Below are 19,173 nucleotides of genomic sequence, written 5' to 3'. Positions count from 1 at the left end.
CGCTGGGCTTGAGCCATGCGATTACGAAGAAGTATTTGGCTCGATTAAAACCGGTGAAATTGTTGCTATGGCGCGTATCGCGCTGGCATCGCTCGAAGCGGAGCCTGCTCTTTACGCAGCAGAGGAAACGCTTGCTTACGCTAATATGGGTGAGCTTCACCTTACCTGCTTATCAGAGCCAATGGGTGATGCGGTTATTCCGCTCTACACCGCCCCGCCAGCGCCGGTAGTGCCGCCTGATGAGGCAACCCCTGAGAAAATTGAAATCCTTGCCAGCACTTATGCGCCACGTGGCGTTACCTACCAGTGGGATGATGATGAGTGCAATGCAGCGGCTGACTCATGGAACGCCTGCCGCGCCGCCATGATTAAGGGGAGCCAACTTGTAAGTAAGCGCGAAAAGGTTCGCCGTGATCACGCTGAATGGTCTGATGCCACATTCGGTAATGTCGGTCCTGTGGGGCCACTAAAACACCTCAGCAAAGAAGCGCTGGAAGCCGCTGCTGACCCATCCGATCCGCTTGAGTGGGCTGATATGCAGTTTCTGCTATGGGATGCGCAGAGGCGCATGGGGCTCTCTGACGAGTTCATCACCAGAGCGATGATTGAAAAACTGGAGATAAACAAGGCGCGCCAGTGGCCCGAACCGAAAGACGGAGAACCGAGACTGCACATCAAAGAACAGTCAGAATCGGTGCTTCCGGAAATTGAATGCGATATCTGTGGACATGTATCTACTGACCCAGAGGGGCGGCACCACTGCTGCGAGGATAACAGCAATGATTGATAAATATCGTTTAGATGATTTACGGCTTGAATCCGGCGAAAAAGGTGAGCTCGCCCGCTGGGTAATCCAGTTACAAAAAGACCTAGATAACGAGCGTAGAAAGATCGTCACCACTCCATCGCAGATGCCGATGAAAGACCATCAAATCCGCGAGTTGGTTACCGAGTTGCGCGATATTGCCATCGATTATCATGGCACGCAGCAGCTACGCGATCGCATAGCCAGGACCGTTCGCGCCTTCATGCTCGCAGCAGCACCGCAGCAGGGGGTGAAGTGATGTCAAAAAGCAACGCTCTGATGTATTCGATGATAGCCGGCTTTGGCCTTGCTGCTGGTGTGCGAGTTTATATTGCATGGGAGTCGCTCATTAAGATGGCATGGGGGATTATCAATGGCTAAATGTCGCGGTGTTTTAGGCTTTCTTTTCGGTCATTCATATCGTCCTGCAATCACCAGAGGTGCCCCTGCCGCAAATCTTGGAGCAATGGAAGGTAGCGGTACGGTAATCATCAGGTTGATAGATAAAACAAGGCCAGAGACATTTCATGGCATCTACTGCAAGCGCTGCGGGAAGGTGATCAATGGCTAAATCCCCAGCAGATCGCAAAGCCGCGCATATAAGTGATGTTATACAAAGATAAACGTATAAGGCCATGCTACTGTATGGCCTTCGCTTTTTTGTGTGGAGGTTTTTATGACATGTAAGGTATGTGAAAAACAGCCCAGAGGGCGCCGTCAACCCCCTCTAGAATGCATGGAGTATATCCCTGAAGAGCAAGGCGAGTACATGAGTCTGAATGGCCGTGCAACCCAGGAAAGCTACTATGTTTGTAGAGAGTGCGGACATAAATGGATGCACGAAACTGGAAATTGCGGCATGGGATGGCAACCTTAAGGTTAATTTATGTCAAGGTTCAACATAGCAGCAAAGAGCCAGGAAGATCGTGACAAGGTTAATGTTGACCTTGCCGCTTCTGGTGTCGCGTACAAAGAACGCCTGAATATGCCCGTAATCGCTGAGCAGGTGGCTCGTGAGCAGCCTGAACACCTGAGAGAGTATTTCATGGAGCGTGTCCGGTACTACCGGGAGCAAAGCTTACAACTTCCTAAATCAAATGATCCGAGATACGTTGAGATGGCAGACCAAAACGCCAAAAAATAGGAGGCGATATGGGAAGAGGAATTTGCCCAAACTGTGGTTCTGGCAAAGTAAGCAGAGAAACAGGACCTAACGGAAGCACAGGCGACTGGCAGTGTGACGATTGCGGCTATACAAACATGCCTGAAGCATTTAAACAGCCTGAGAAAGAAGGCGAGTTTTCCGACAAGAGTAGCTAAGTTCCCACCTTTGATTTTCCATAATCAATAAGCCATAATCTAACCATCGTCGGCCTGAACACCCGGCGATGGGGTTGCGCTAAACGGGGACGTTTATGCGCACACAAAATCTGAAGTCACTTCTCCAGTCACAGATGCAGAAATGCACCTGCGATTTTCTGCATTCAGCGTTACCTCCCGGAGGTGGCGTATGAAACAGCAATTCCACCTCATCAATGACGCCATCAAGCAAAACGCTATCAACTTCATCCGAGAGCTGCCGGTGGACGCCAAGCGCCCGTTAGTTCTCGACATCAAGGAGATGACGCGCACTCTGGATCAGAACCGCAAGATGTGGCCGTTACTAAAAGACCTCTCTGACCAGGTAACCTGGTTCGGCAATAAGTACGACTCTGACGACTGGAAAGACCTGATCACCGCGATGGTCGCCAAGGCCAAAAAACAAGAACAGAGAATGGCGCCTGGTCTTGACGGCGGCGTTGTGATGTTCGGTCAGCGTACAAGTAAGATGACCGTTCGGCAGATGGTTGAAGTCATCGAGGCTATCTACTGGTTCGGTACGCAGCAGGGCGTTAAGTTCAGCGAGAAATCCCGCCTCGAAATCGAATGGGCGAAACAGTGGGGTGAGCAGCATGGCTAACCTCATCAACCGCGTTATGAATGGCGGCATCTACAAAGTACCGACGCACAGCAAGTGTAAGCCGGAACCGAGCCCGTCAGAAATACCCACTCTCAAAGATTACACATCCCACCTGGTGGATCAGAAATGGCTGCGTCTCGCGGCACGGAGAAAACACGCATGAGCATCTATCAACGCATTAACGGCGCTGACTGGCGCAATATCTTTGTCGTCGGTGATCTGCATGGGTGCTACACGCTGCTGATGAACGAGCTCGACAAGATTTCGTTCGACCCTGCGCGTGATTTACTGATCTCGGTGGGTGACCTTGTTGACCGCGGCGCGGAAAACGTAGAGTGCCTGGAGTTGATTACTATGTCGTGGTTCCGGGCTGTACGCGGAAACCATGAGCAGATGATGATTGATGGCCTTTCAGAGTACGGAAACGTCAATCACTGGCTGGTAAATGGTGGCGGTTGGTTCTTCAATCTCGACTATGACAAAGAGGTGCTGGCTAAGGCTCTGGTTCACAAAGCGGCTGATCTGCCACTCGTCATCGAGTTGGTTACCGCTGAACGTAAAATCGTTATCTGCCACGCTGACTACCCGCATAACGAATATGCGTTCGACAAGCCAGTCTCGAAAGAAATGGTCATCTGGAATCGTGAGAGGGTTAGCGATGCTCAGGACGGCATTGTCTCAGCGATAGCAGGTGCTGATCTGTTTATCTTCGGACACACCCCAGCGCGCCAGCCCCTGAAGTATGCAAATCAGATGTACATCGATACAGGAGCCGTGTTCTGCGGAAACCTCACGCTGGTACAGGTGCAAGGTGGTGACCATGCGTAAACCATCCCGCCGAACCTGCAAGGTATGCAAAGAAAAGTTCACTACCACCTTCTCCAACGTCTGGTGGTGTTGCCCTGAGCATGGCTACGAATATAGCCAGTTGCTTCTTGCCAAAAAGAAACTGGATGCGGAGCGCAAGCGTAAGCAGGAGGCTCAACAGGAACGCCGAGAGCTGAAGATCCGCAAGAAGGCGCTGCAACCACTCAGTAAATTCCACGAACGCGCCCAGAAGGCGTTTAACGCGTTTATACGCCATCGTGACGCAGGACAACCTTGCATCAGTTGCGGTCGCAATACCGGAGCAAAGATGAACGCCGGGCACTTCCGTACAGTCGGCGCATCGCCAGAAACCAGATACGACGAGTCAAATTGCCACCTCCAGTGTGAGGCGTGTAACTCATACCTGTCAGGAAATATCGGTGAATACCGTCCTCGGCTGATCGCCAAGATTGGGCAGGCAGCCTATGACCGACTGATGGGTCCGCACGAAGCAAAGAAATGGACACGTGAAGAACTCGATGCACTGGCAGCGCATTACCGCGCAAAGCTCAAAACACTGAAACAGCAGGAGGCAGCATGACCCGCACCGATATCGAAAATTACCAGAAAGCATCGGTACTACGTGCCGATCCTGAATGCTCATGGATGAAGTTGGCTTCTGTACCGCGGCGCTCATATCTTGGGAAATATCGCCGCCTCACTCCTGCTCAAAGTCGGTGGGTTCGTTCGTTATTAGGACTTTGGGGAAGAGAGTTTGGTGGTAGTGACACCTCATATCTGTCTGGAGGTGGCGGCATGTGGTCGATGATACTCACTGGATGGACAGGTGAGCAGCAGGAGAGGATTACTACCGTACTCGCCGGTCTTCGCAAGATGGGGTATTCAGGAGATCAGCTTATCATGCAGGCAAAAGCTATCATCTGGCCTAAAAAGTCTCTATCCGATCTGATGGGAAATGCTGCTGATGAAGAAGAGGCTGAATTTATGGAGAGAGTGATTCTCAAATCATTCCCAAAAAATAGCATCGTCTACGAGATAGGGAAGGACTATTACACATGGCGCAAGACCATTAACGATATGGCCCGTTGGATGCAGTATCACCACGCGCCTTTCTTGACTGAAAAGCAGTGCATCGATCGCGTTCGGTGGTGTATCGATCTGTTCAATTCTGCTGTCTTCTTCACGTTAATTGCAGAACTTGGCATCGAAAATAAAGAAACTTGCAAAAAAGACTTGAAAACAAGTTTTGAAGATGCATAATTACTGTATGCTCGGACGTCAAAGGCGAAAGAGCGAGGTGGTGAGGAAATAAGTAAACATCGCACACCGGGTCGATAGACGCCTTGAGATGAAACCACCAAAAATTAATAGCCTCGCAGAAGTGCGGGGCTTTTTGCATTCAGGGTCAGAAGCACAGCGGTTGTGCGTTCGGCTGTTAACCGAATGGTCGAAGGTTCGAATCCTTCCTGTCCCGCCAATTCTGCATCTGTCGTAGTTTGGGAATTACGTCTGGCTTCCAACCAGAAGATGCGGGTTCGATCCCCGCCAGATGCTCCAAATAAGGGCCGGAAGCTCATTTGGTATGAGCGGTCCCCTCATAAGGGAAGGGTAGACAGGTTCGAATCCTTCACGGCCCACCAAAAACCCAGCCAGGGTATCTTCAGCCGCAGAGCTGACATTGCCACACACTCACATTCCCGCCTTGAGCGGGTTTTTTATTTCAGGCTCACGGGAATCAATCACTACGTGCTTTGTTGAAAATCCAGCCCGTGAAGCCTGACCCCTTTCAAACACACACAGCACCCGCTAACAACGCGAGGTGAGAGCATGCAACGCATGGATAAAATCAGAGAATGGCTCAGTTATTGGGTTGGAGGCTTAACAACCATGGGTGGCGTTCTTTCCCTGAACGACTGGGCAATCATCATCGGTATCGCCTGCACTATCGGAACCTTTGTCGTGAACTGGTACTACAAGCGCAAAGAGCGCGAGGATAGATTAAATGGCAATGTCTCCAGCGCTCAGAAATAGCATTATCGCAGCACTAGGAACCGGGGCTGTTAGTATTGCCACGGTAATGGTATCTGGCAAGACTGGGCTGGAAGGCCGAGAACATTACCCTTACAAAGATGTAGTGGGAATTGTCACCGTATGCGATGGTCACACCGGAAGCGATATCATCTGGGGTAAATATTACTCAGACAAAGAATGTGATGCGTTGACACGAAAAGATTTAACACGCATCGCCGCTCAGGTTGATCCGCATATCAAAGTGCAGACCACTGAAACGCAGCGAGCAGCAATCTACAGCTTCGCTTACAACGTAGGCGCTACCGCAACCATCAACTCCACTCTGCTGAAGAGAATCAACGCTAAAGATTATGCAGGAGCATGCTCTGAGCTTAAGCGCTGGGTATATGCTGGTGGCAAGAAGTGGAAAGGCCTGATGAATCGGCGAGATGTTGAATATGAGGTCTGTACCTGGAGTCAAAAATGAGCAGGGTAACTGCAATCATTATCGCTGTGGTTGTCTGCATCATCGTGTCGCTGGTCTGGGCGGTGAATCACTACCGCGGCAATTCCATCACCTACAAAGACCAGCGCGATAAGGCCACTGAACTGCTCAGCCTGGCTAACGCCACCATCAAAGATATGCAGACCCGGCAGCGGGATGTCGCTGCGCTGGATGCCAAATACACGAAGGAATTGTCCGATGCGAAAAAAACCATTAACGATTTGCGTCGGGATGTTGATTCTGGCGCTAAACGGCTGCGCATCGCCGCAACCTGCCCTGGAGTGTCAAAAGCCACCTCCGCCCCCGGCGTGGATGATGCAGGAGCCCCCGAACTTACTCCAGACGCTCGACGGAATTATTTCGATCACCGGGACAGAATCGCAACCGCTGACAAGATGATTCGCGGCATGCAGGACTACATCAAAGAACAGTGCCTGAAATGATTTGTGTAACCCCGCAAGGATGGTGATCACATCTTGCTGACGGGTAAGCCGTAAGTGGCTAAGCACTTCTGAGAAGCAGGGCAACAGCTGCGAAACGTGGAGAACGAAATGGCTACCGTTTACAGAATCACAATCACCAAAAAATCCAAAGAGTCCTTCACCGGGCTCATGACCAGAAGCCAGCCAGAAATCGTCAATGGTTTTGTCGCGCTGGCAATGGATGACGGCAAATGGCGCTACTTCAGCCAGGACAGCATTGAGGACTTCCTGTTTGAGCCAGTAGAGCAGCCAGAAGAACAAACAACGGAGTAACGAATGAGCAAACCGGACTGGGAGGCCATCGAGACGGCGTACCGGGCCGGAGTGATGTCCCTCCGAGAAATAGCGTCACAGCATGGTATCAGCGAAGGCGCTATCCGTAAGCGTGCCAAGCGTGACGACTGGTCGCGTGACCTCAATGCGAAGATTCAGCAAAAGGCTGACGATCTGGTACGCAAACAGGAGGTACGCAAACAGGTACGCAACGAAAGCACTTTGACCGAACGCGTACTGATAGAGGCGACTGCCGAGGTGATTGCCACGGTACGCATGGAGCACAGGGGGGACATCCGACGGGCTCGCGAACTGACAAACATGCTATTCGATGAGTTGGCCGGGGAGTGTGGCGATGTGGCCGCGCTTGAGATGCTCGGCGATCTGATGCGCCGTGAGGATGACAAAGGGCAGGATAAACTCAACGATCTGTACCACAAAATAATCAGCCTGCCTTCCCGTGTTAAATCCATGAAAGACCTGAGCGACAGCCTGAAGACACTGATCGGCCTCGAACGTGAGGCGTACAGCATCGAGAACAAGGCTGAAACAAAAGAGGTCACTCACAACGTCATGCTGGTGCCAACCAGTGACAGCGTGGATGACTGGGAATCGGCAGCGCAAAAACAACAGGGCGGGGTTCTCGGTGGATGAATTACAAAGCTGTATGGAAGCCACTGCCTGGATCTCAGTCCCTGGCGCTGAGCTGCCCGTGTAACGAAATCCTGTTCGAGGGTACTCGCGGACCAGGCAAGACCGCTGCGCAGTTAGCCAGGTTCAGGCGTAATGTCGGAGTGGGCTATGGCTCGTTCTGGCGCGGCGTCATCTTCGACACCGAATATAAGAACCTTGCCGACATCATTACTCAGTCGAAGCGTATGTTTCGCCTGTTCAACGACGGTGCACGCTATCTGTCATCTGCGAGCGAATTGCGATGGGTATGGCCTACTGGCGAGGAGCTGCTCTTCCGCTTCGGCAAAGAGGCGGACGACTACTGGGATTTCCACGGGCAAGAATTCCCGTTCATTGGCTTTAACGAGCTGACGAAACAGCAGTCTCCAGAGTTCTACGAAATGATGTTCTCCTGCCGCCGCTCGTCGTTCAGGCCGGAAAACTACCCGCTGGAGAATGGCAAGTTACTAAGGCCAATCCCGCTGGAGACGTTCAGCACGACCAACCCATTCGGCATCGGTCACACCTGGGTAAAAAAACGATTTATCGAACCGGCACCGCGCGGAACTGTACAACGTCACAAACAATTAGTGTTCAACCCTCAAACTGAGCGGGAAGAAGAGATCACGTTAACCCGCGTCGCGATACATGGTTCTTTCAAAGAGAACCCGTACCTCGACCCGCAGTACATCGCGACGCTGATGGCTATCAAAGACCCGAACCGGCGCAAAGCGTGGGTAGAAGGTTCCTGGGACGTTACAAGTGGAGGGCGCTTTGACCACCTGTGGAATGAGGCGCTGCACGTCATTAAACCGTTCCGCATACCGGATAGCTGGACCGTTGACCGCTCTCATGACTGGGGGGAGTCGAAACCGTTCTCTAATCTCTGGTGGGCTCGCACGGATGGTACTGTCGCGACGCTGCCGGATGGGCGTCAATTCTGCCCGCCCGCCGGGTCTCTGATTTTGATTGGCGAGTGGTACGGTTGCCCGCCTGACGAACTGAATAAAGGGCTGAACATGTCATCTACCAACGTCGCAAAAGGCGTTGCGTGGATTGATAAGAGGCTAACAGGCCAGGAAGTTGACGAACCTGACGAGATAAAACTCAATGGCGTCACTCAGGGGCAACTCAACATTATGCCGGGTCTCTGCAAAAAGGTTGTTCCCGGCCCGGCCGACAGCGCGATCTACAACACTGGCGATGATGAACTTTCAATCGCTCAGAAAATGGAAGTGCAGGGCGTTAAATGGGTTGAGGCCAACAAAAAGCCCGGCTCTCGCGTTAATGGCGCCGCATTGTTTGCCGACATGCTGGAGGCGGTTGTCGAAGGTAAAAAACTGGAATCCGGGATACCAGAAAAACCCGCGTTTTATGTTTTTGATTACTGCCGTGGCTGGATAAGCCGTATTCCTGTACTCGTCCGCGACAGCAAAAATCCTGATGACGTTGACACGCAGCAGGAAGATCACGACTGGGACGGAACTCGTTATGAAGTTCTGCATTCACCGCCGAAGAAAGTCGGCAAAGTCACCAAACTTCGGATGTAAACCATGCCAGATATTTCGACACCTAACCTCGACTATAACGACATGGTTGAGGCGTGGGATATTAACGATGCACTGATGGGCGGCACGCTGGAAATGCGCCGGCAGGGCGAAGCCTACCTACCTCGCTGGCCGCGCGAGGATAAAGAAGACTATAAGAAACGCCTGTCTGTTGCGACGCTGCTCCCGGCCTATGAAGAAAGCATTAAGCAAAATACCGGGCGTGTATTTGCTGAGCCAACAGTGTTAAGCGAAAAAACGCCGGAAAAAATCAAAGATTATGCCGAAAACATCGATATGGAAGGCAGCCGCCTTGATGTCTGGGCGCAGCAATTCTTCAGCCTGGCGTTTCAGTATGGTCTCGCACATGCACTGGTGGATTACCCGCGCACCAACGCCGAAGAAATCCGCACAAAAGCTGACGAGCAGGCTGCTGGTGGTCGACCGTATGTAACGATGCTTAATCCTCGGCAGGTGATCGGCTGGAAATCAAAGGTTGTCAGCGGAAAAGTTGTGCTCACAGAGTTGCGCGTAAAAGAAGTCATTGTCGTGGATGGTGACGACTTCGGGCAAACCAAAGTTGAGCAGATCCGCCACATCATGCCGCGTAAAGTGGAAATCTGGCGCCGTAACAAAGGTGATGGTGGTGAATCCACCTGGACTATTTATGAAGAGTGGGTAACCAGTCGCGACGATATTACCCTTGTAACGCTCTACACCAAGAAAACTGGGTTTATGCGAGGTTCTCCGCCACTGCTGAATCTGGCATTGCTGAATATCAAGCACTGGCAAAGCCAGAGTGAGCAGGACAACATTCTTCATGTTGTGCGTGTGCCGCTTCTGTCTGTTTTTGGCCTGGAAGACGATCAGGAACTGGTCATTGGCTCATCCAGCGCTACTAAATTCAGCGACCGCGCTAAGCAGGGTATGGAATACACCGAGCACACCGGCGCCGCCATTGAATCCGGCAAAACATCGCTGGATGATCTGGAAAACCAGATGCGCCAGGCGGGAGCGAAACTGCTGCGCGCAGAAAATACATCAACAAAATCTGACGATCAGACGCATGAAGAGCATATGCAGGAAAACTCGCCGCTGTACACCATGGCGAGTTCGCTGGAGGATGCACTTGATAACATTCTGCAAATCATGGCTGAGTGGATTGGTGAAAGTGATGGCGGCAATGTTGATGTGCGCACAGAGCTGGATGTTACGGCTCAGACGTTCGATTCATCTGCTGCTATGGCCGTTCAGTCTCTGCGACAGGGGGGCGACATTCGCCAGGTTGATGCCGTGCGCGTGCTCCAGGCGCTTAAATTCATCGACCCTGACGCGAAGCCCGATGATGTGATCGACGAGCTGAAAAACCAGCAGGTAACGCTGATGGGCGGCAACAATGGCGACGGTTAACGAGCAACTGCGTGACGAATCTATAGCGCACGCCATCTGGATTAGCCGTTACAGTACCGGCGTTGCCAACAGGATGGTGAAACTACTCAACGAAAGTGATGCTGAACTGACGGTGCGCCTGCTGGTGGCGATGGATGGCATAGATCCGAATAGCTTTACGGTCACGCGTCTTGAAGCGCTACTGGCGAGCGTGCGGGAGATTAACCGCACGGCGATAAACGGCATGTTTTCCAGCCTGTCGACCGAACTGAATGACCTGGCGCAACATGAGGCGGGGTATCAGTTGAGTCTCTTTGACGCGTTGTTGCCGGAGTTCGTGACAGACGTTCATCCGCTGGTGGGTATCTCTCCTGATGTGGTTTACGCTGCAGCAATGGCGCGGCCATTTCAGGGGCGATTGCTCAGTGAGTGGGCGTCAAACCTCGAAGCGGATCGCCTCAACCGCATCAGTAACGCGGTACGACAGGGCTTTTTGCTGGGAGATACAAACGAGCAGATAGCGCGCAAGGTTCGCGGTCACGCTAATCGCGGCTATCAGGATGGCGCGTTACAGATGAGCCGCGCCAATGCCGCCAGTATTGCGAAAACAGCAGTTGGGCATCTTGCGGCGACGGCGCGTAACAGTTTCGCTGACGCCAATAACGACCTGATGAAGGGTAAGCAGTGGCTTTCCACCCTGGACAACCGAACGACGCAGATGTGCAGGATTCGCGACCGCCTTAAGTATGCGCTGGATAACAAGCCGATTGGTCACAAAATCCCGTATTTGCAGGGGCCTGGAAAAATTCATTTCTGCTGCCGTTCCACTGAAACATTCATCCTCAAATCGGCGAAAGAGTTGGGTATCAATGTTCGCGATATCCCGCCAGCGGAACGCGCCAGCATGGATGGAGTTGTGCCGGGCGATACCAACTATCAGGAATGGTTCTCGCGTCAGTCGTTCGATCGCCAGAAGCAAATCGTTGGCGAGAAGCGCGCCCGGTTGATTCGTGATGGTGGCATGTCTCCTGATGAGTTCTACACCGATAAAGGCGAATGGCTGACGCTGGCGCAGTTGCGTGAACGCGATGCGCAGGCGTTCAGGGATGCAGGGCTTTAATCTTCAATAAATCACAACAGGCTGCCTCCGGGCGGCCTTTTTTATGGCCGCAATCCGGATGGTGAGCGGTGCAACGGTCGGATGACCAAATCAAAGGTAACAACATGAAACTGAAGACAGTAGAAGTAAACGGTAAGCACTACGCAGAAGTCGATGCTAATGGCCTGCCGGTTTACGTGCATGACGACGGGAAAGAAATTGGCTTCGATGCCGCTCAGGCTGTCAGCAAAATCTCGGCACTGAATGGCGAGGCTAAATCCCATCGCGAAGCCAAAGAAGCCGTTGAAACGAAACTTGCGGCTTTTTCCGGTATTGAAGACCCCAAAAAGGCGCTTGAAGCAATCGAGATGATGACCAAAATCGACCAGAAAAAACTGATCGATGCTGGCGCTGTTGACCAGGTGAAAGCCGAAATCACCAAATCATTCCAGGTGCAACTGGATGAGGCCAACAATAAAAATAAAACGCTGGAAGGCCAACTGTACGACTCGATGATCGGTGGTAGTTTTACTGGCTCCAAATTTATCACCGATAAAATCGCCATCCCTGCCGATCTGCTTCAGGCCCGCTTCGGGCAGTCGTTTAAAGTCGAAGAGGGTAAAGTTGTCGCCTATGACGGCACCGGCAACAAAATTTATTCCCGCTCTAAACCGGGCGAACTGGCCTCATTCGATGAAGCGCTGGAGTTCCTGGTAGAACAGTACCCGCAAAAAGACCACATTCTTAAGGCCAGTGGCAATAACGGCGGTGGTTCACGACCGACTCAACACGATGCCGGGCAGAAAACAATGAAACGCTCAGCATTCGATTCTCTGGATCAGACCGGGAAACAGACAGCCCTCAAAGACGGTATCACCATCGTCGACTAACCGCATTTGCCTGCTTCCGGATGGTGGCGGGCGCCAGAGCTGGATAGCTCAACCAACCCAAATCTATCTCTAAGGAAAAATGAATCATGTCGAATACACTGACCGGGTTGATCCCGACTATCTATACCGCTCTGGATATCGTTTCTCGTGAGCAGGTGGGGTTTATTCCTGCCGTCGCGCGTAACACCAAAGCAGACGCAGCAGCGAAAGACCAGACCGTTACTGCGCCGGTTGCTCCGGTCGCGGTCACCGAGGACATCGTGCCGGGTCCGTCTGCGCCGAATACCGGCGATCAGAATATCGGCACCGTCGATGTCAAAATCACCAAATCCAAAATGGCTCCGGTCAAATGGAACGGTGAAGAGCAACTGGCTCTCGGTCCCGCTGGTACTTACAACACCATTCTTGCTGACCAGTTCACCCAGGCATTCCGCGCACTGTCAAATGAGGTCGATGCTGATCTCGGCGCACTTTACTACGGCACTTCTCGCGCCGTTGGTACTGCTGGCACAACGCCGTTTGGCGTGAAGGAAGATCTGACCGACGCAGCTAATGCACGCAAGGTTCTGGAGGACAATGGTTCGCCAACCACCAGCCTGCAAATGGTTCTCGGTTCTTCTGCAATCGCGAATCTTCGCGGGAAGCAGACGGTACTGTTCAAAGTGAATGAATCCGGCACTGAGCAACTGCTTCGCGAAGGTACGCTGGGCCGACTGGAAGGCTTCAACATTCACAACTCTGCGGGCGTTAAGCGTGCGCCAGCTGCTACCGCGACAGGATATCTGGTCAATGGCGCGAAACAGGAAGGCGATATCATCATTGCCATTGATACCGGTACGGGTTCTATCGTAGCTGGTCAGGTCGTTACTTTCGACGGCGACGATAACCAGTACGTTGTTGCGGCAGCTACTTCCACCACCATCACTCTGGCTGCGCCGGGCCTGCGTCAGGATCTGGCGGACAACACCGAAATCACGGTTGTTGGTAGCTTCACTGCAAATATGGCGTTTGACCGTAACGCATTTCTGCTGGCTTCTCGTACCCCGGCGATGCCGGAAGGTGGTGACACCGCTGATGACGTGATGAATGTCACCGACCCAGTTTCCGGTATCACCTTCCAGATCGCGCTGTATCGTCAGTACCGTCAGGTGCGTTATGAAGTTGGCTTGGCGTGGGGCGTGGCTTCCATCAAACCAGCCCACGCAGTAATGCTTCTGGGCTAACACCATCACACACAAGGGGCTTCGGCCCCTTTTTCTTTGGAGGGATTATGGCTGGATTGACGAAAGAACAGCGCGCTCAGCGAGCAGCGGAAAAACTTGCTGCTGAACTGGCGGCGAAAAACAATTCTGAGCAGCAGGAGCAGCAGGAGCAGCAGGAGCAGCAGGAGCAGCAGGAGCAGCAGGAGCAGCAGGAGCAGCAGGAGCAGCAGGAGCAGCAGGAGCAGCAGGAGCAGCAGGGCATTCTGGTTGCTATGTTCACTGACTTCCCGGCATTCCCCGGCGCGCCCACCACTGCAGACGTGCATCCTGACGAAGTGGAAAACTGGAAGGCGGCAAGCTGGCGCATAGAGGAGTGATTCATGATCACCTACATCACGGTAGCGGACGTTGATCAAATCCTCGGGGCCGACTGGACCGATGCCAGTAAAAAAGAGAAGTCTGTGAAAATGGCGAATGCCTGGCTGAACGGATTGAATCTTCGAGTTTGCCCGGATGACATTCCCGATGATGTCAAAGAGGCTGGCGCGTATGTTTCGTCGGTTGCGGCAGCCGGAAAACTTTACCAGCAAAAAACTGATTCAGGCGTAGTGACCAGCAAATCGGTTGAGGCTAAAGGCGTCAGTGTGTCGAAATCATTCGCAGAATTATCCACCAACAGCACTGCATTGCTCGATCCTGATTTGCAGTTCGCTCTGGCGTTGCTAAAGCCATATGGCGTCAATCAGTCACAAATCAGGCTGGTGAGGGGGTGATGTGGGACTTCGTGACGAACTTCAGGCAGAAATCGCCGCTGCGTTCGACGATGACCTTGCCGACGCTGTTAATGCGTTCACCGGTTCCTATGTGATTCAAACAGGATGGGATCCCGTTACGGAAACCGGAGGGAAAACCACTGTTACGTATACCGGACGTGGCGTGCTGGCTGATTACAGTGTTGAGCGCATCGATGGCTTGAACATCCTCAAAGGTGATATTGAGCTGGTGGCGCTGGTGAACGAGGTGACTGATAAGCCGAAAGTTGACCATATCATCGAAGCGCCTGACCTGGTTACTGGTGAGCAACAGCGATACAAGGCGATCTCTGTGGAAACAGATCCTGCTGGCGCAGCTTATTCCATTCAGTTGCGGAGGGTGTGATGCAATATTTTTTGCTTTACCTGTGCTTTGGCGTTCTTTTTGGCCTTATTGAGTTCATTTCCGTATTGTTTATCAGGGATGGCAGATCTGTCTTGCTAAAGGCGCTTTATGGCTTATTTACGGTGATTTTCTGGCCGCTAATCATCTTTGTACTGTTCGTGCCTGAGCGGGTTCTTTGCAAATGGCGGAGGGTTCTCGATGGCTAAGGCCTGGAGTCTTGACCCTGCATTATTCGCTGACAAGGTGGAAGAGGATGTCGGAAAACTGCAACGCGTTATAGCCATTCAGTTGCTAAATGAGATCGTTATTCGGTCACCGGTTGGTAACCCTGAAATATGGGCTATCAATAGTATGCAGGTTCAGCAGCGCGACCGGGTTAATGATATCAATGAAGCCCTTCGGAGCAGTGACCGGTTCGGGACCACTGACAAAAACGGTAACCGTCGGATTAAACGAGGCAATAAAGTCAGTCTCGCCGGTGCTGAGTATAGCAGTAATGCTGGTAAATTTGGCCCCCAGCGCGTACGCAAGCTAAGGCGCGGACAGGGGGAGATTTATCAACCACCAGGCTATCGCGCAGGGACTTTCCGTGCATCTCACTTCGTGAGTGTTGGTTCGCCAAGTGATTACGTTCCACGTGAGCCAGATCCGAATGGTGCAAACACTATCAATAACGGGACGTCGACAATTCTTGCGGCGCCAAGTTATTCGGTCATCTACATCCAGTCAAACCTCCCTTATTCCGTACCGCTTGAAAACGGGCACTCAAAGCAGGCACCGACAGGCGTTTATGCGGTTTCATTTAATGGTGTAACACAGGCCTACAAATGACACTCACAGAAATTCGTAACGCTGTCATCGCTCGTATGACGGCACAGACGGCTATTGCCTCTGATGCTGTGGATTATCCCAACGGCCCCGTATTTGACCCAAGCGGTCGTGATATCTGGGCTCGCTTTACCAATATTTCCGGACTGGCCGGCGCGAATGAAATCGGTGCAGGACCCGTCGTTCAACGCACCGGGGTATTGATTATTCAGATCTTCGTCCCTGTTGGTTCTGGCTCTCTGCTTATCACTCAAACAGCAGACAAACTCCGTGAACTTTTTGAATTTCAGGATGATGGAAAACTCAGTTATTTCGCCGTATCCGCTGTTCCCGCTGGCGAAACGGATGGCTGGTCTCAGTTCAATCTACAAATCCCTTACCGCGCTCTGTAGCGCTTAACTTCGATGGAGGTGACCGCATGTCGAGCGGCGCTAAGGTACTCTCGGCCTTTATCCGGGAGACGACTCCAGGAATTACGCCTGCGGGCGTCTGGAATCTTTTCAAGCGTACAAGCTGGGGCGTTGGTCCATCCCAGAATACCAATGACAACGACGAAATCGGCGGCACCCGAATGGCGCAGGGCGCTACGCTGGGAACGGTCGATGTTGGCGGCGATGTCGGGGCAAAATTCCGCTATGGCCAGCATGATGACTTCCTGGCTTCGTGTTTTGGCGCGGAGTGGGCGGGTAATGTGCTGACGATGGGGAATGACCGTATCTCTTTCTCACTCGCAACATACGCGTCGGACGTTGGTATTGCCTCCATTGTTCGAGGCGCCCAGGTAAGCGTGTTCCAGTTGGAAGTTCCTAACGACGGTGACGTTACCGCGACAGTCACATTCGCCGGGCTGGGGTGGGACTCAAAAGCAGATGATACGAGTTACATCACCGGTACTCCTGCCGATAATGCTGGCGAACTGCGTTACTCGTTCAAAGAGGTCACTGCGATAAACCTGAACGGCGTCGATGGTGGTGATGGTTTCTGTATCGATACCTTCAACATCCAGTTCGACAATAACGTCCAGACGCAGCGCTGTATTGGCACCGGTTCACCGTTTGCCGGGGCGAACATCCCTACCACCTTTACGCCGTCAGGTTCGATCACACTCTCCTGGTCTAAAGCTGCGTGGGAGGTCTGGAGTAAAACACTTACCGGCGCAACCGTGCCATTCAGTTTCACGCTGGCGAACGACGAAGGTCAGTACACTTTCACTTTCCCGAAAGTGCAAGTAGCCGGTGACTGGCCGGATGGCGGCAACACCGACATTATCCAGGTTCAACTGGATATCACTGCGGCAGACGAGTCGCCGACGATTACCCGCGCTGTTACCATTCCGGCAACAGGCATCACGGTAACCCCGGAAACAGCTTCTGTTAATGTGGGAGATACAACCAGCCTCACTGCAACGCTGGCCCCTGTGGGTGCCACGGATACTGTTACGTGGGAGTCATCCGACCCTGAAGTGGCAACAGTTAGTGCGTCAGGCGTCGTTACTGGTGTGGCGGCAGGGACGGCAACTATTACCGCTAAGGCGCGCACCTTTGCCGATACGGCAACCATTACCGTAACTGAACCATAAAATTACCCTTGCCCGTTCCGCTCTGTATGGCGGCGCGGGCATTTTTAATGCAGGAGCTTTTAATGATCATCTTGACTCCACGAATTGATGTTGGCGGCGATCGCTGGTTTACGCCGCTGAAAGATCTCAAACCCATTGAAGGCCTGAAGTTGCTCGTCAGCAGCATTGATAACGACCAGTATCGCTCGCGTAATGCACTTATACGCCGCCACATTGAAAAAATGGATGCCAGTTACCAGGTGGGAACCAGCGAATTTAGCCTGTCAGCGGTCGGGGAAATTGACTCTGCCGATGACCTCCTGATCGACAACTGCGCGCGTTACCTGCTGAAAGACTGGAAGGGCGTCGGTGAGCTTGTTGAAGGCGAAGAGGTTCCGATTGAGTACACACCTGAACGCGGCGCTGCACTTCTTAAACAGGAACCAGAGATGTACTGGCAAATTCTGGCGGAGGCAGCCAGCATCGCCCAGGGCAAAGAGCAGCAAAAGCAGGAAACCGTAAAAAAGCCATCGAAGCGCAAAAGTGGCTGAGTGAGTTCGGCGGGGAGCACGGTGAAAAGGCAAGGTGGCGAAGGGAGAAATTAAAACTCCCGCCAATTCCAGAGCCTGAAATTGACGGAGTAACGGTGGAAATCCTCAACGCTTACTCCGTTATTTCCCGCTCACGGCTGTATGCTGGAATGGCTGGTGTCCCGCTGCCTATCTCACTTCACGACATCGAATGTTATCTTTCTTCACGCAAGATCTCCCTTGAACGTGATGAATTCGATACTGCGATTTTTGCGCTGGATGATTTGTGGTTAGATACATGGACAAAGAGGCAGGAGATGTTGACTAAAAATAAATAGCCCATGGCCTCGCTCTATCCCTGTGCTAGTCTGTGTGCAAATGTTAATGATGGGGGTAGGGATGTGAAGACTTTAGGGTATTTGATAGTCGCTTTTTTTGTCATTGTTGTATTGGTGGTCGTTGTGACAAATGTGTCAAATCCGTCATCTGGTGATGCTATATCTTTTGTAGAAAAAGGAGTGCGCAACACGATGAAAGACCCTGATTCAGCAACCTTTGATAGTGTGAGGTTTTATCCAGATTCAAGCCTGCAAGGGGAAGAGATTAGCGGCGCGGTATGTGGATATGTAAATGGGAAAAACAGTTTTAACGCATACACTGGAAGGGTACGATTCTTTTCAAGAATAACAGTATCGAATAATGGAAGAACTGCCGACTACTCACGCCCAACGATTGAAGATCCGAGTAATCCTATCTCTGTTGGAGGAATGGATAATGCTTGGAGCGAATCTTGCAAGTAGCAAATTAGCCCACTCCGGTGGGCTTTTTATTACCTGATGCCGCAAGGCAGGAGATAGTTATGACTTTAGAGAAACGTGTTGAAGAACTGGAAATGTCGCTTTTGCATACGCGGCAGGCAATCAATGAGATTAACTGCGCGATTGATGAACTCAGTCTTTCTGTTCGTCAGCAGTTGGTTGTCGATGATATGGCGGCCCAGAAACAGACCGCAGTTCAATTAGAAGACAGCGGGTGCAAGGTCCATCTTCCAGCCGGAGGAGTTATTGTTATAAACCGCTTTTGAGCATTGTTCCAAGTAATGCAAGCGCTTCAACAGGTGAATATTCTTCACCAACATTTTTGTTAGCTTCCCTGTTTTGCTTAAAGCCATTGTCGAATGTTTGGAGAAATACCTCTCCAAAGCCAGGGGTTGATTTCTCAATTGCCTGGACCAGGCTAGCCAACCCAACCTGTAATGCGTGTACCTGAAGCTCAATAGATGGCAAGGATGTCGTATTAAGATGCTTTTCAAATTCGTATTTCATTTATTTCTTTTCCTTATCAAGAGGTAATCAGCCATCCCTCTTTTCCTGAGTGCGCCAGTGTCCCACCACTGACGGGCTGAGCATCAACCATAGCCAGGTATTTAAATAAGTA

29 protein-coding genes, 3 tRNA genes and 1 pseudogene are annotated in these 19,173 nt (G+C 51.9%); 32 read left to right on the top strand and 1 reads right to left on the bottom strand.

All coding sequences use genetic code 11. The features are described 5' to 3' along the window. Positions 1-259: 259 nt before the first annotated feature. The 32 genes and pseudogenes from C2U53_RS30800 (at position 260) to C2U53_RS25210 (ending at position 18,820) form a co-directional block, all read left to right on the top strand. Positions 260-787: a DUF550 domain-containing protein gene (locus C2U53_RS30800; protein WP_371320514.1), complete on the top strand. Its 528-nt coding sequence runs from the start codon at positions 260-262 to the stop codon at positions 785-787. Beyond that, complete coding sequence (locus tag C2U53_RS25360; protein ID WP_061070428.1) at positions 780-1,064, top strand: hypothetical protein; 285 nt, start codon at positions 780-782, stop codon at positions 1,062-1,064. The genes C2U53_RS30800 and C2U53_RS25360 overlap by 8 nt, the downstream gene beginning before the upstream one ends. A gap of 627 nt (positions 1,065-1,691) precedes the next feature. Further along, positions 1,692-1,949: a DNA polymerase III subunit theta gene (locus tag C2U53_RS25350; RefSeq protein WP_104446646.1), complete on the top strand. Its 258-nt coding sequence runs from the start codon at positions 1,692-1,694 to the stop codon at positions 1,947-1,949. Between the two features lie 366 nt (positions 1,950-2,315). Beyond that, the gene (locus tag C2U53_RS25345) at positions 2,316-2,765 is read left to right on the top strand and encodes a recombination protein NinB (RefSeq protein WP_104446645.1); all 450 of its coding nucleotides are present in this window, start codon (positions 2,316-2,318) and stop codon (positions 2,763-2,765) included. Next, complete coding sequence (locus tag C2U53_RS25340) at positions 2,758-2,928, top strand: NinE family protein (protein ID WP_104446644.1); 171 nt, start codon at positions 2,758-2,760, stop codon at positions 2,926-2,928. Before C2U53_RS25345 ends, C2U53_RS25340 begins: the two co-directional genes overlap by 8 nt. Next, entirely contained in the window at positions 2,925-3,593 is a 669-nt protein-coding gene (locus C2U53_RS25335; RefSeq protein ID WP_104446643.1) for a metallophosphoesterase, read from the top strand. Before C2U53_RS25340 ends, C2U53_RS25335 begins: the two co-directional genes overlap by 4 nt. Continuing rightward, positions 3,586-4,173, top strand: a complete 588-nt coding sequence (locus C2U53_RS25330) for a recombination protein NinG (RefSeq protein WP_061070425.1) — start codon at positions 3,586-3,588, stop codon at positions 4,171-4,173. Before C2U53_RS25335 ends, C2U53_RS25330 begins: the two co-directional genes overlap by 8 nt. Further along, entirely contained in the window at positions 4,170-4,853 is a 684-nt protein-coding gene (locus C2U53_RS25325) for a DUF1133 family protein (RefSeq protein WP_061070424.1), read from the top strand. Before C2U53_RS25330 ends, C2U53_RS25325 begins: the two co-directional genes overlap by 4 nt. A gap of 142 nt (positions 4,854-4,995) precedes the next feature. Further along, positions 4,996-5,070 (top strand) — tRNA-Asn (locus tag C2U53_RS25320). Positions 5,071-5,075: 5 nt separating this feature from the next. Continuing rightward, positions 5,076-5,150: transfer RNA gene (locus C2U53_RS25315), tRNA-Gly, on the top strand. Between the two features lie 5 nt (positions 5,151-5,155). Continuing rightward, positions 5,156-5,233: transfer RNA gene (locus C2U53_RS25310), tRNA-Met, on the top strand. 187 nt (positions 5,234-5,420) lie between these two features. Continuing rightward, positions 5,421-5,624, top strand: coding sequence for a phage holin family protein (locus C2U53_RS25305; protein WP_061070423.1), 204 nt, complete (start codon positions 5,421-5,423; stop codon positions 5,622-5,624). Continuing rightward, positions 5,596-6,090, top strand: a complete 495-nt coding sequence (locus C2U53_RS25300) for a lysozyme (protein ID WP_081097249.1) — start codon at positions 5,596-5,598, stop codon at positions 6,088-6,090. Before C2U53_RS25305 ends, C2U53_RS25300 begins: the two co-directional genes overlap by 29 nt. Further along, entirely contained in the window at positions 6,087-6,551 is a 465-nt protein-coding gene (locus C2U53_RS25295) for a lysis protein (RefSeq protein ID WP_104446642.1), read from the top strand. Before C2U53_RS25300 ends, C2U53_RS25295 begins: the two co-directional genes overlap by 4 nt. 108 nt (positions 6,552-6,659) lie before the next feature. Continuing rightward, positions 6,660-6,863 carry a hypothetical protein gene (locus C2U53_RS25290; RefSeq protein WP_062728766.1) on the top strand — a complete coding sequence of 68 codons (204 nt, stop codon included), beginning with the start codon at positions 6,660-6,662 and terminating at the stop codon, positions 6,861-6,863. A gap of 3 nt (positions 6,864-6,866) precedes the next feature. After that, positions 6,867-7,517 carry a hypothetical protein gene (locus C2U53_RS25285; RefSeq protein ID WP_104446641.1) on the top strand — a complete coding sequence of 217 codons (651 nt, stop codon included), beginning with the start codon at positions 6,867-6,869 and terminating at the stop codon, positions 7,515-7,517. After that, on the top strand, positions 7,514-9,085 hold the full coding sequence (locus tag C2U53_RS25280; protein WP_104446640.1) for a terminase: 1,572 nt from the start codon (positions 7,514-7,516) through the stop codon (positions 9,083-9,085). Before C2U53_RS25285 ends, C2U53_RS25280 begins: the two co-directional genes overlap by 4 nt. 3 nt (positions 9,086-9,088) lie before the next feature. Continuing rightward, entirely contained in the window at positions 9,089-10,492 is a 1,404-nt protein-coding gene (locus tag C2U53_RS25275; RefSeq protein WP_042999759.1) for a DUF4055 domain-containing protein, read from the top strand. Next, positions 10,479-11,591: a phage minor head protein gene (locus C2U53_RS25270; RefSeq protein ID WP_104446639.1), complete on the top strand. Its 1,113-nt coding sequence runs from the start codon at positions 10,479-10,481 to the stop codon at positions 11,589-11,591. The genes C2U53_RS25275 and C2U53_RS25270 overlap by 14 nt, the downstream gene beginning before the upstream one ends. Before the next feature lie 104 nt (positions 11,592-11,695). Then, entirely contained in the window at positions 11,696-12,460 is a 765-nt protein-coding gene (locus C2U53_RS25265; RefSeq protein WP_104446638.1) for a DUF6651 domain-containing protein, read from the top strand. A gap of 83 nt (positions 12,461-12,543) precedes the next feature. Next, positions 12,544-13,683: a P22 phage major capsid protein family protein gene (locus C2U53_RS25260; RefSeq protein ID WP_197028125.1), complete on the top strand. Its 1,140-nt coding sequence runs from the start codon at positions 12,544-12,546 to the stop codon at positions 13,681-13,683. A gap of 47 nt (positions 13,684-13,730) precedes the next feature. Continuing rightward, positions 13,731-14,039, top strand: coding sequence for a hypothetical protein (locus C2U53_RS30500; protein ID WP_104446637.1), 309 nt, complete (start codon positions 13,731-13,733; stop codon positions 14,037-14,039). Between the two features lie 3 nt (positions 14,040-14,042). Next, entirely contained in the window at positions 14,043-14,435 is a 393-nt protein-coding gene (locus tag C2U53_RS25250) for a hypothetical protein (RefSeq protein ID WP_042999764.1), read from the top strand. A gap of 1 nt (position 14,436) precedes the next feature. After that, entirely contained in the window at positions 14,437-14,820 is a 384-nt protein-coding gene (locus C2U53_RS25245; RefSeq protein WP_061077244.1) for a hypothetical protein, read from the top strand. A 198-nt stretch (positions 14,821-15,018) separates the two neighbouring features. Then, positions 15,019-15,651, top strand: a complete 633-nt coding sequence (locus tag C2U53_RS25235) for a hypothetical protein (RefSeq protein WP_104446635.1) — start codon at positions 15,019-15,021, stop codon at positions 15,649-15,651. After that, positions 15,648-16,040 carry a phage tail terminator-like protein gene (locus C2U53_RS25230; RefSeq protein ID WP_104446634.1) on the top strand — a complete coding sequence of 131 codons (393 nt, stop codon included), beginning with the start codon at positions 15,648-15,650 and terminating at the stop codon, positions 16,038-16,040. Before C2U53_RS25235 ends, C2U53_RS25230 begins: the two co-directional genes overlap by 4 nt. A 26-nt stretch (positions 16,041-16,066) precedes the next feature. Next, positions 16,067-16,996: pseudogene (locus tag C2U53_RS25225) on the top strand (phage tail tube protein); the annotation flags it as partial. Then, positions 16,979-17,227, top strand: coding sequence for an Ig domain-containing protein (locus tag C2U53_RS30795; protein ID WP_371415069.1), 249 nt, complete (start codon positions 16,979-16,981; stop codon positions 17,225-17,227). The pseudogene C2U53_RS25225 and the gene C2U53_RS30795, both read left to right, overlap by 18 nt. Positions 17,228-17,289: 62 nt before the next feature. Continuing rightward, positions 17,290-17,757, top strand: a complete 468-nt coding sequence (locus C2U53_RS25220) for a hypothetical protein (protein ID WP_104446632.1) — start codon at positions 17,290-17,292, stop codon at positions 17,755-17,757. 95 nt (positions 17,758-17,852) lie between these two features. Next, entirely contained in the window at positions 17,853-18,074 is a 222-nt protein-coding gene (locus tag C2U53_RS25215) for a hypothetical protein (protein WP_104446631.1), read from the top strand. 63 nt (positions 18,075-18,137) lie between these two features. Further along, positions 18,138-18,536: a hypothetical protein gene (locus C2U53_RS30045; protein WP_172740600.1), complete on the top strand. Its 399-nt coding sequence runs from the start codon at positions 18,138-18,140 to the stop codon at positions 18,534-18,536. 59 nt (positions 18,537-18,595) lie between these two features. Continuing rightward, positions 18,596-18,820, top strand: a complete 225-nt coding sequence (locus C2U53_RS25210; protein ID WP_104446630.1) for a hypothetical protein — start codon at positions 18,596-18,598, stop codon at positions 18,818-18,820. Here the strand turns inward: C2U53_RS25210 and C2U53_RS25205 are convergent. Beyond that, positions 18,804-19,061: a hypothetical protein gene (locus C2U53_RS25205; RefSeq protein WP_104446629.1), complete on the bottom strand. Its 258-nt coding sequence runs from the start codon at positions 19,059-19,061 to the stop codon at positions 18,804-18,806. The genes C2U53_RS25210 and C2U53_RS25205 overlap by 17 nt on opposite strands. Positions 19,062-19,173: the final 112 nt, after the last annotated feature.

The organism is Citrobacter sp. CFNIH10, assembly GCF_002934585.1.
In the GTDB taxonomy this organism is placed as follows: Bacteria; Pseudomonadota; Gammaproteobacteria; order Enterobacterales; family Enterobacteriaceae; genus Citrobacter_A; species Citrobacter_A amalonaticus.
The sequence above is the reverse complement of the archived record's forward strand: the minus strand, read 5'-3'. Positions and strand labels throughout refer to the sequence as shown.

What these genes read in the sequence shown, in the direction of transcription:
- C2U53_RS25340 (WP_104446644.1), top strand. Translation starts at nt 2,758, where the DNA reads ATGGCTAACCTCATCAACCGCGTTATGAATGGCGGCATCTACAAAGTA.
- C2U53_RS25290 (WP_062728766.1), top strand. Translation starts at nt 6,660, where the DNA reads ATGGCTACCGTTTACAGAATCACAATCACCAAAAAATCCAAAGAGTCC.
- C2U53_RS25335 (WP_104446643.1), top strand. Translation starts at nt 2,925, where the DNA reads ATGAGCATCTATCAACGCATTAACGGCGCTGACTGGCGCAATATCTTT.
- C2U53_RS25300 (WP_081097249.1), top strand. Translation starts at nt 5,596, where the DNA reads ATGGCAATGTCTCCAGCGCTCAGAAATAGCATTATCGCAGCACTAGGA.
- C2U53_RS25345 (WP_104446645.1), top strand. Translation starts at nt 2,316, where the DNA reads ATGAAACAGCAATTCCACCTCATCAATGACGCCATCAAGCAAAACGCT.
- C2U53_RS25325 (WP_061070424.1), top strand. Translation starts at nt 4,170, where the DNA reads ATGACCCGCACCGATATCGAAAATTACCAGAAAGCATCGGTACTACGT.
- C2U53_RS30500 (WP_104446637.1), top strand. Translation starts at nt 13,731, where the DNA reads ATGGCTGGATTGACGAAAGAACAGCGCGCTCAGCGAGCAGCGGAAAAA.
- C2U53_RS25250 (WP_042999764.1), top strand. Translation starts at nt 14,043, where the DNA reads ATGATCACCTACATCACGGTAGCGGACGTTGATCAAATCCTCGGGGCC.
- C2U53_RS25205 (WP_104446629.1), bottom strand. Translation starts at nt 19,061, where the DNA reads ATGAAATACGAATTTGAAAAGCATCTTAATACGACATCCTTGCCATCT.
- C2U53_RS25270 (WP_104446639.1), top strand. Translation starts at nt 10,479, where the DNA reads ATGGCGACGGTTAACGAGCAACTGCGTGACGAATCTATAGCGCACGCC.
- C2U53_RS25305 (WP_061070423.1), top strand. Translation starts at nt 5,421, where the DNA reads ATGCAACGCATGGATAAAATCAGAGAATGGCTCAGTTATTGGGTTGGA.
- C2U53_RS25235 (WP_104446635.1), top strand. Translation starts at nt 15,019, where the DNA reads ATGGCTAAGGCCTGGAGTCTTGACCCTGCATTATTCGCTGACAAGGTG.
- C2U53_RS25330 (WP_061070425.1), top strand. Translation starts at nt 3,586, where the DNA reads ATGCGTAAACCATCCCGCCGAACCTGCAAGGTATGCAAAGAAAAGTTC.
- C2U53_RS25220 (WP_104446632.1), top strand. Translation starts at nt 17,290, where the DNA reads ATGATCATCTTGACTCCACGAATTGATGTTGGCGGCGATCGCTGGTTT.
- C2U53_RS25265 (WP_104446638.1), top strand. Translation starts at nt 11,696, where the DNA reads ATGAAACTGAAGACAGTAGAAGTAAACGGTAAGCACTACGCAGAAGTC.
- C2U53_RS25295 (WP_104446642.1), top strand. Translation starts at nt 6,087, where the DNA reads ATGAGCAGGGTAACTGCAATCATTATCGCTGTGGTTGTCTGCATCATC.
- C2U53_RS25280 (WP_104446640.1), top strand. Translation starts at nt 7,514, where the DNA reads ATGAATTACAAAGCTGTATGGAAGCCACTGCCTGGATCTCAGTCCCTG.
- C2U53_RS25350 (WP_104446646.1), top strand. Translation starts at nt 1,692, where the DNA reads ATGTCAAGGTTCAACATAGCAGCAAAGAGCCAGGAAGATCGTGACAAG.
- C2U53_RS25275 (WP_042999759.1), top strand. Translation starts at nt 9,089, where the DNA reads ATGCCAGATATTTCGACACCTAACCTCGACTATAACGACATGGTTGAG.
- C2U53_RS25285 (WP_104446641.1), top strand. Translation starts at nt 6,867, where the DNA reads ATGAGCAAACCGGACTGGGAGGCCATCGAGACGGCGTACCGGGCCGGA.
- C2U53_RS25360 (WP_061070428.1), top strand. Translation starts at nt 780, where the DNA reads ATGATTGATAAATATCGTTTAGATGATTTACGGCTTGAATCCGGCGAA.
- C2U53_RS25230 (WP_104446634.1), top strand. Translation starts at nt 15,648, where the DNA reads ATGACACTCACAGAAATTCGTAACGCTGTCATCGCTCGTATGACGGCA.
- C2U53_RS25210 (WP_104446630.1), top strand. Translation starts at nt 18,596, where the DNA reads ATGACTTTAGAGAAACGTGTTGAAGAACTGGAAATGTCGCTTTTGCAT.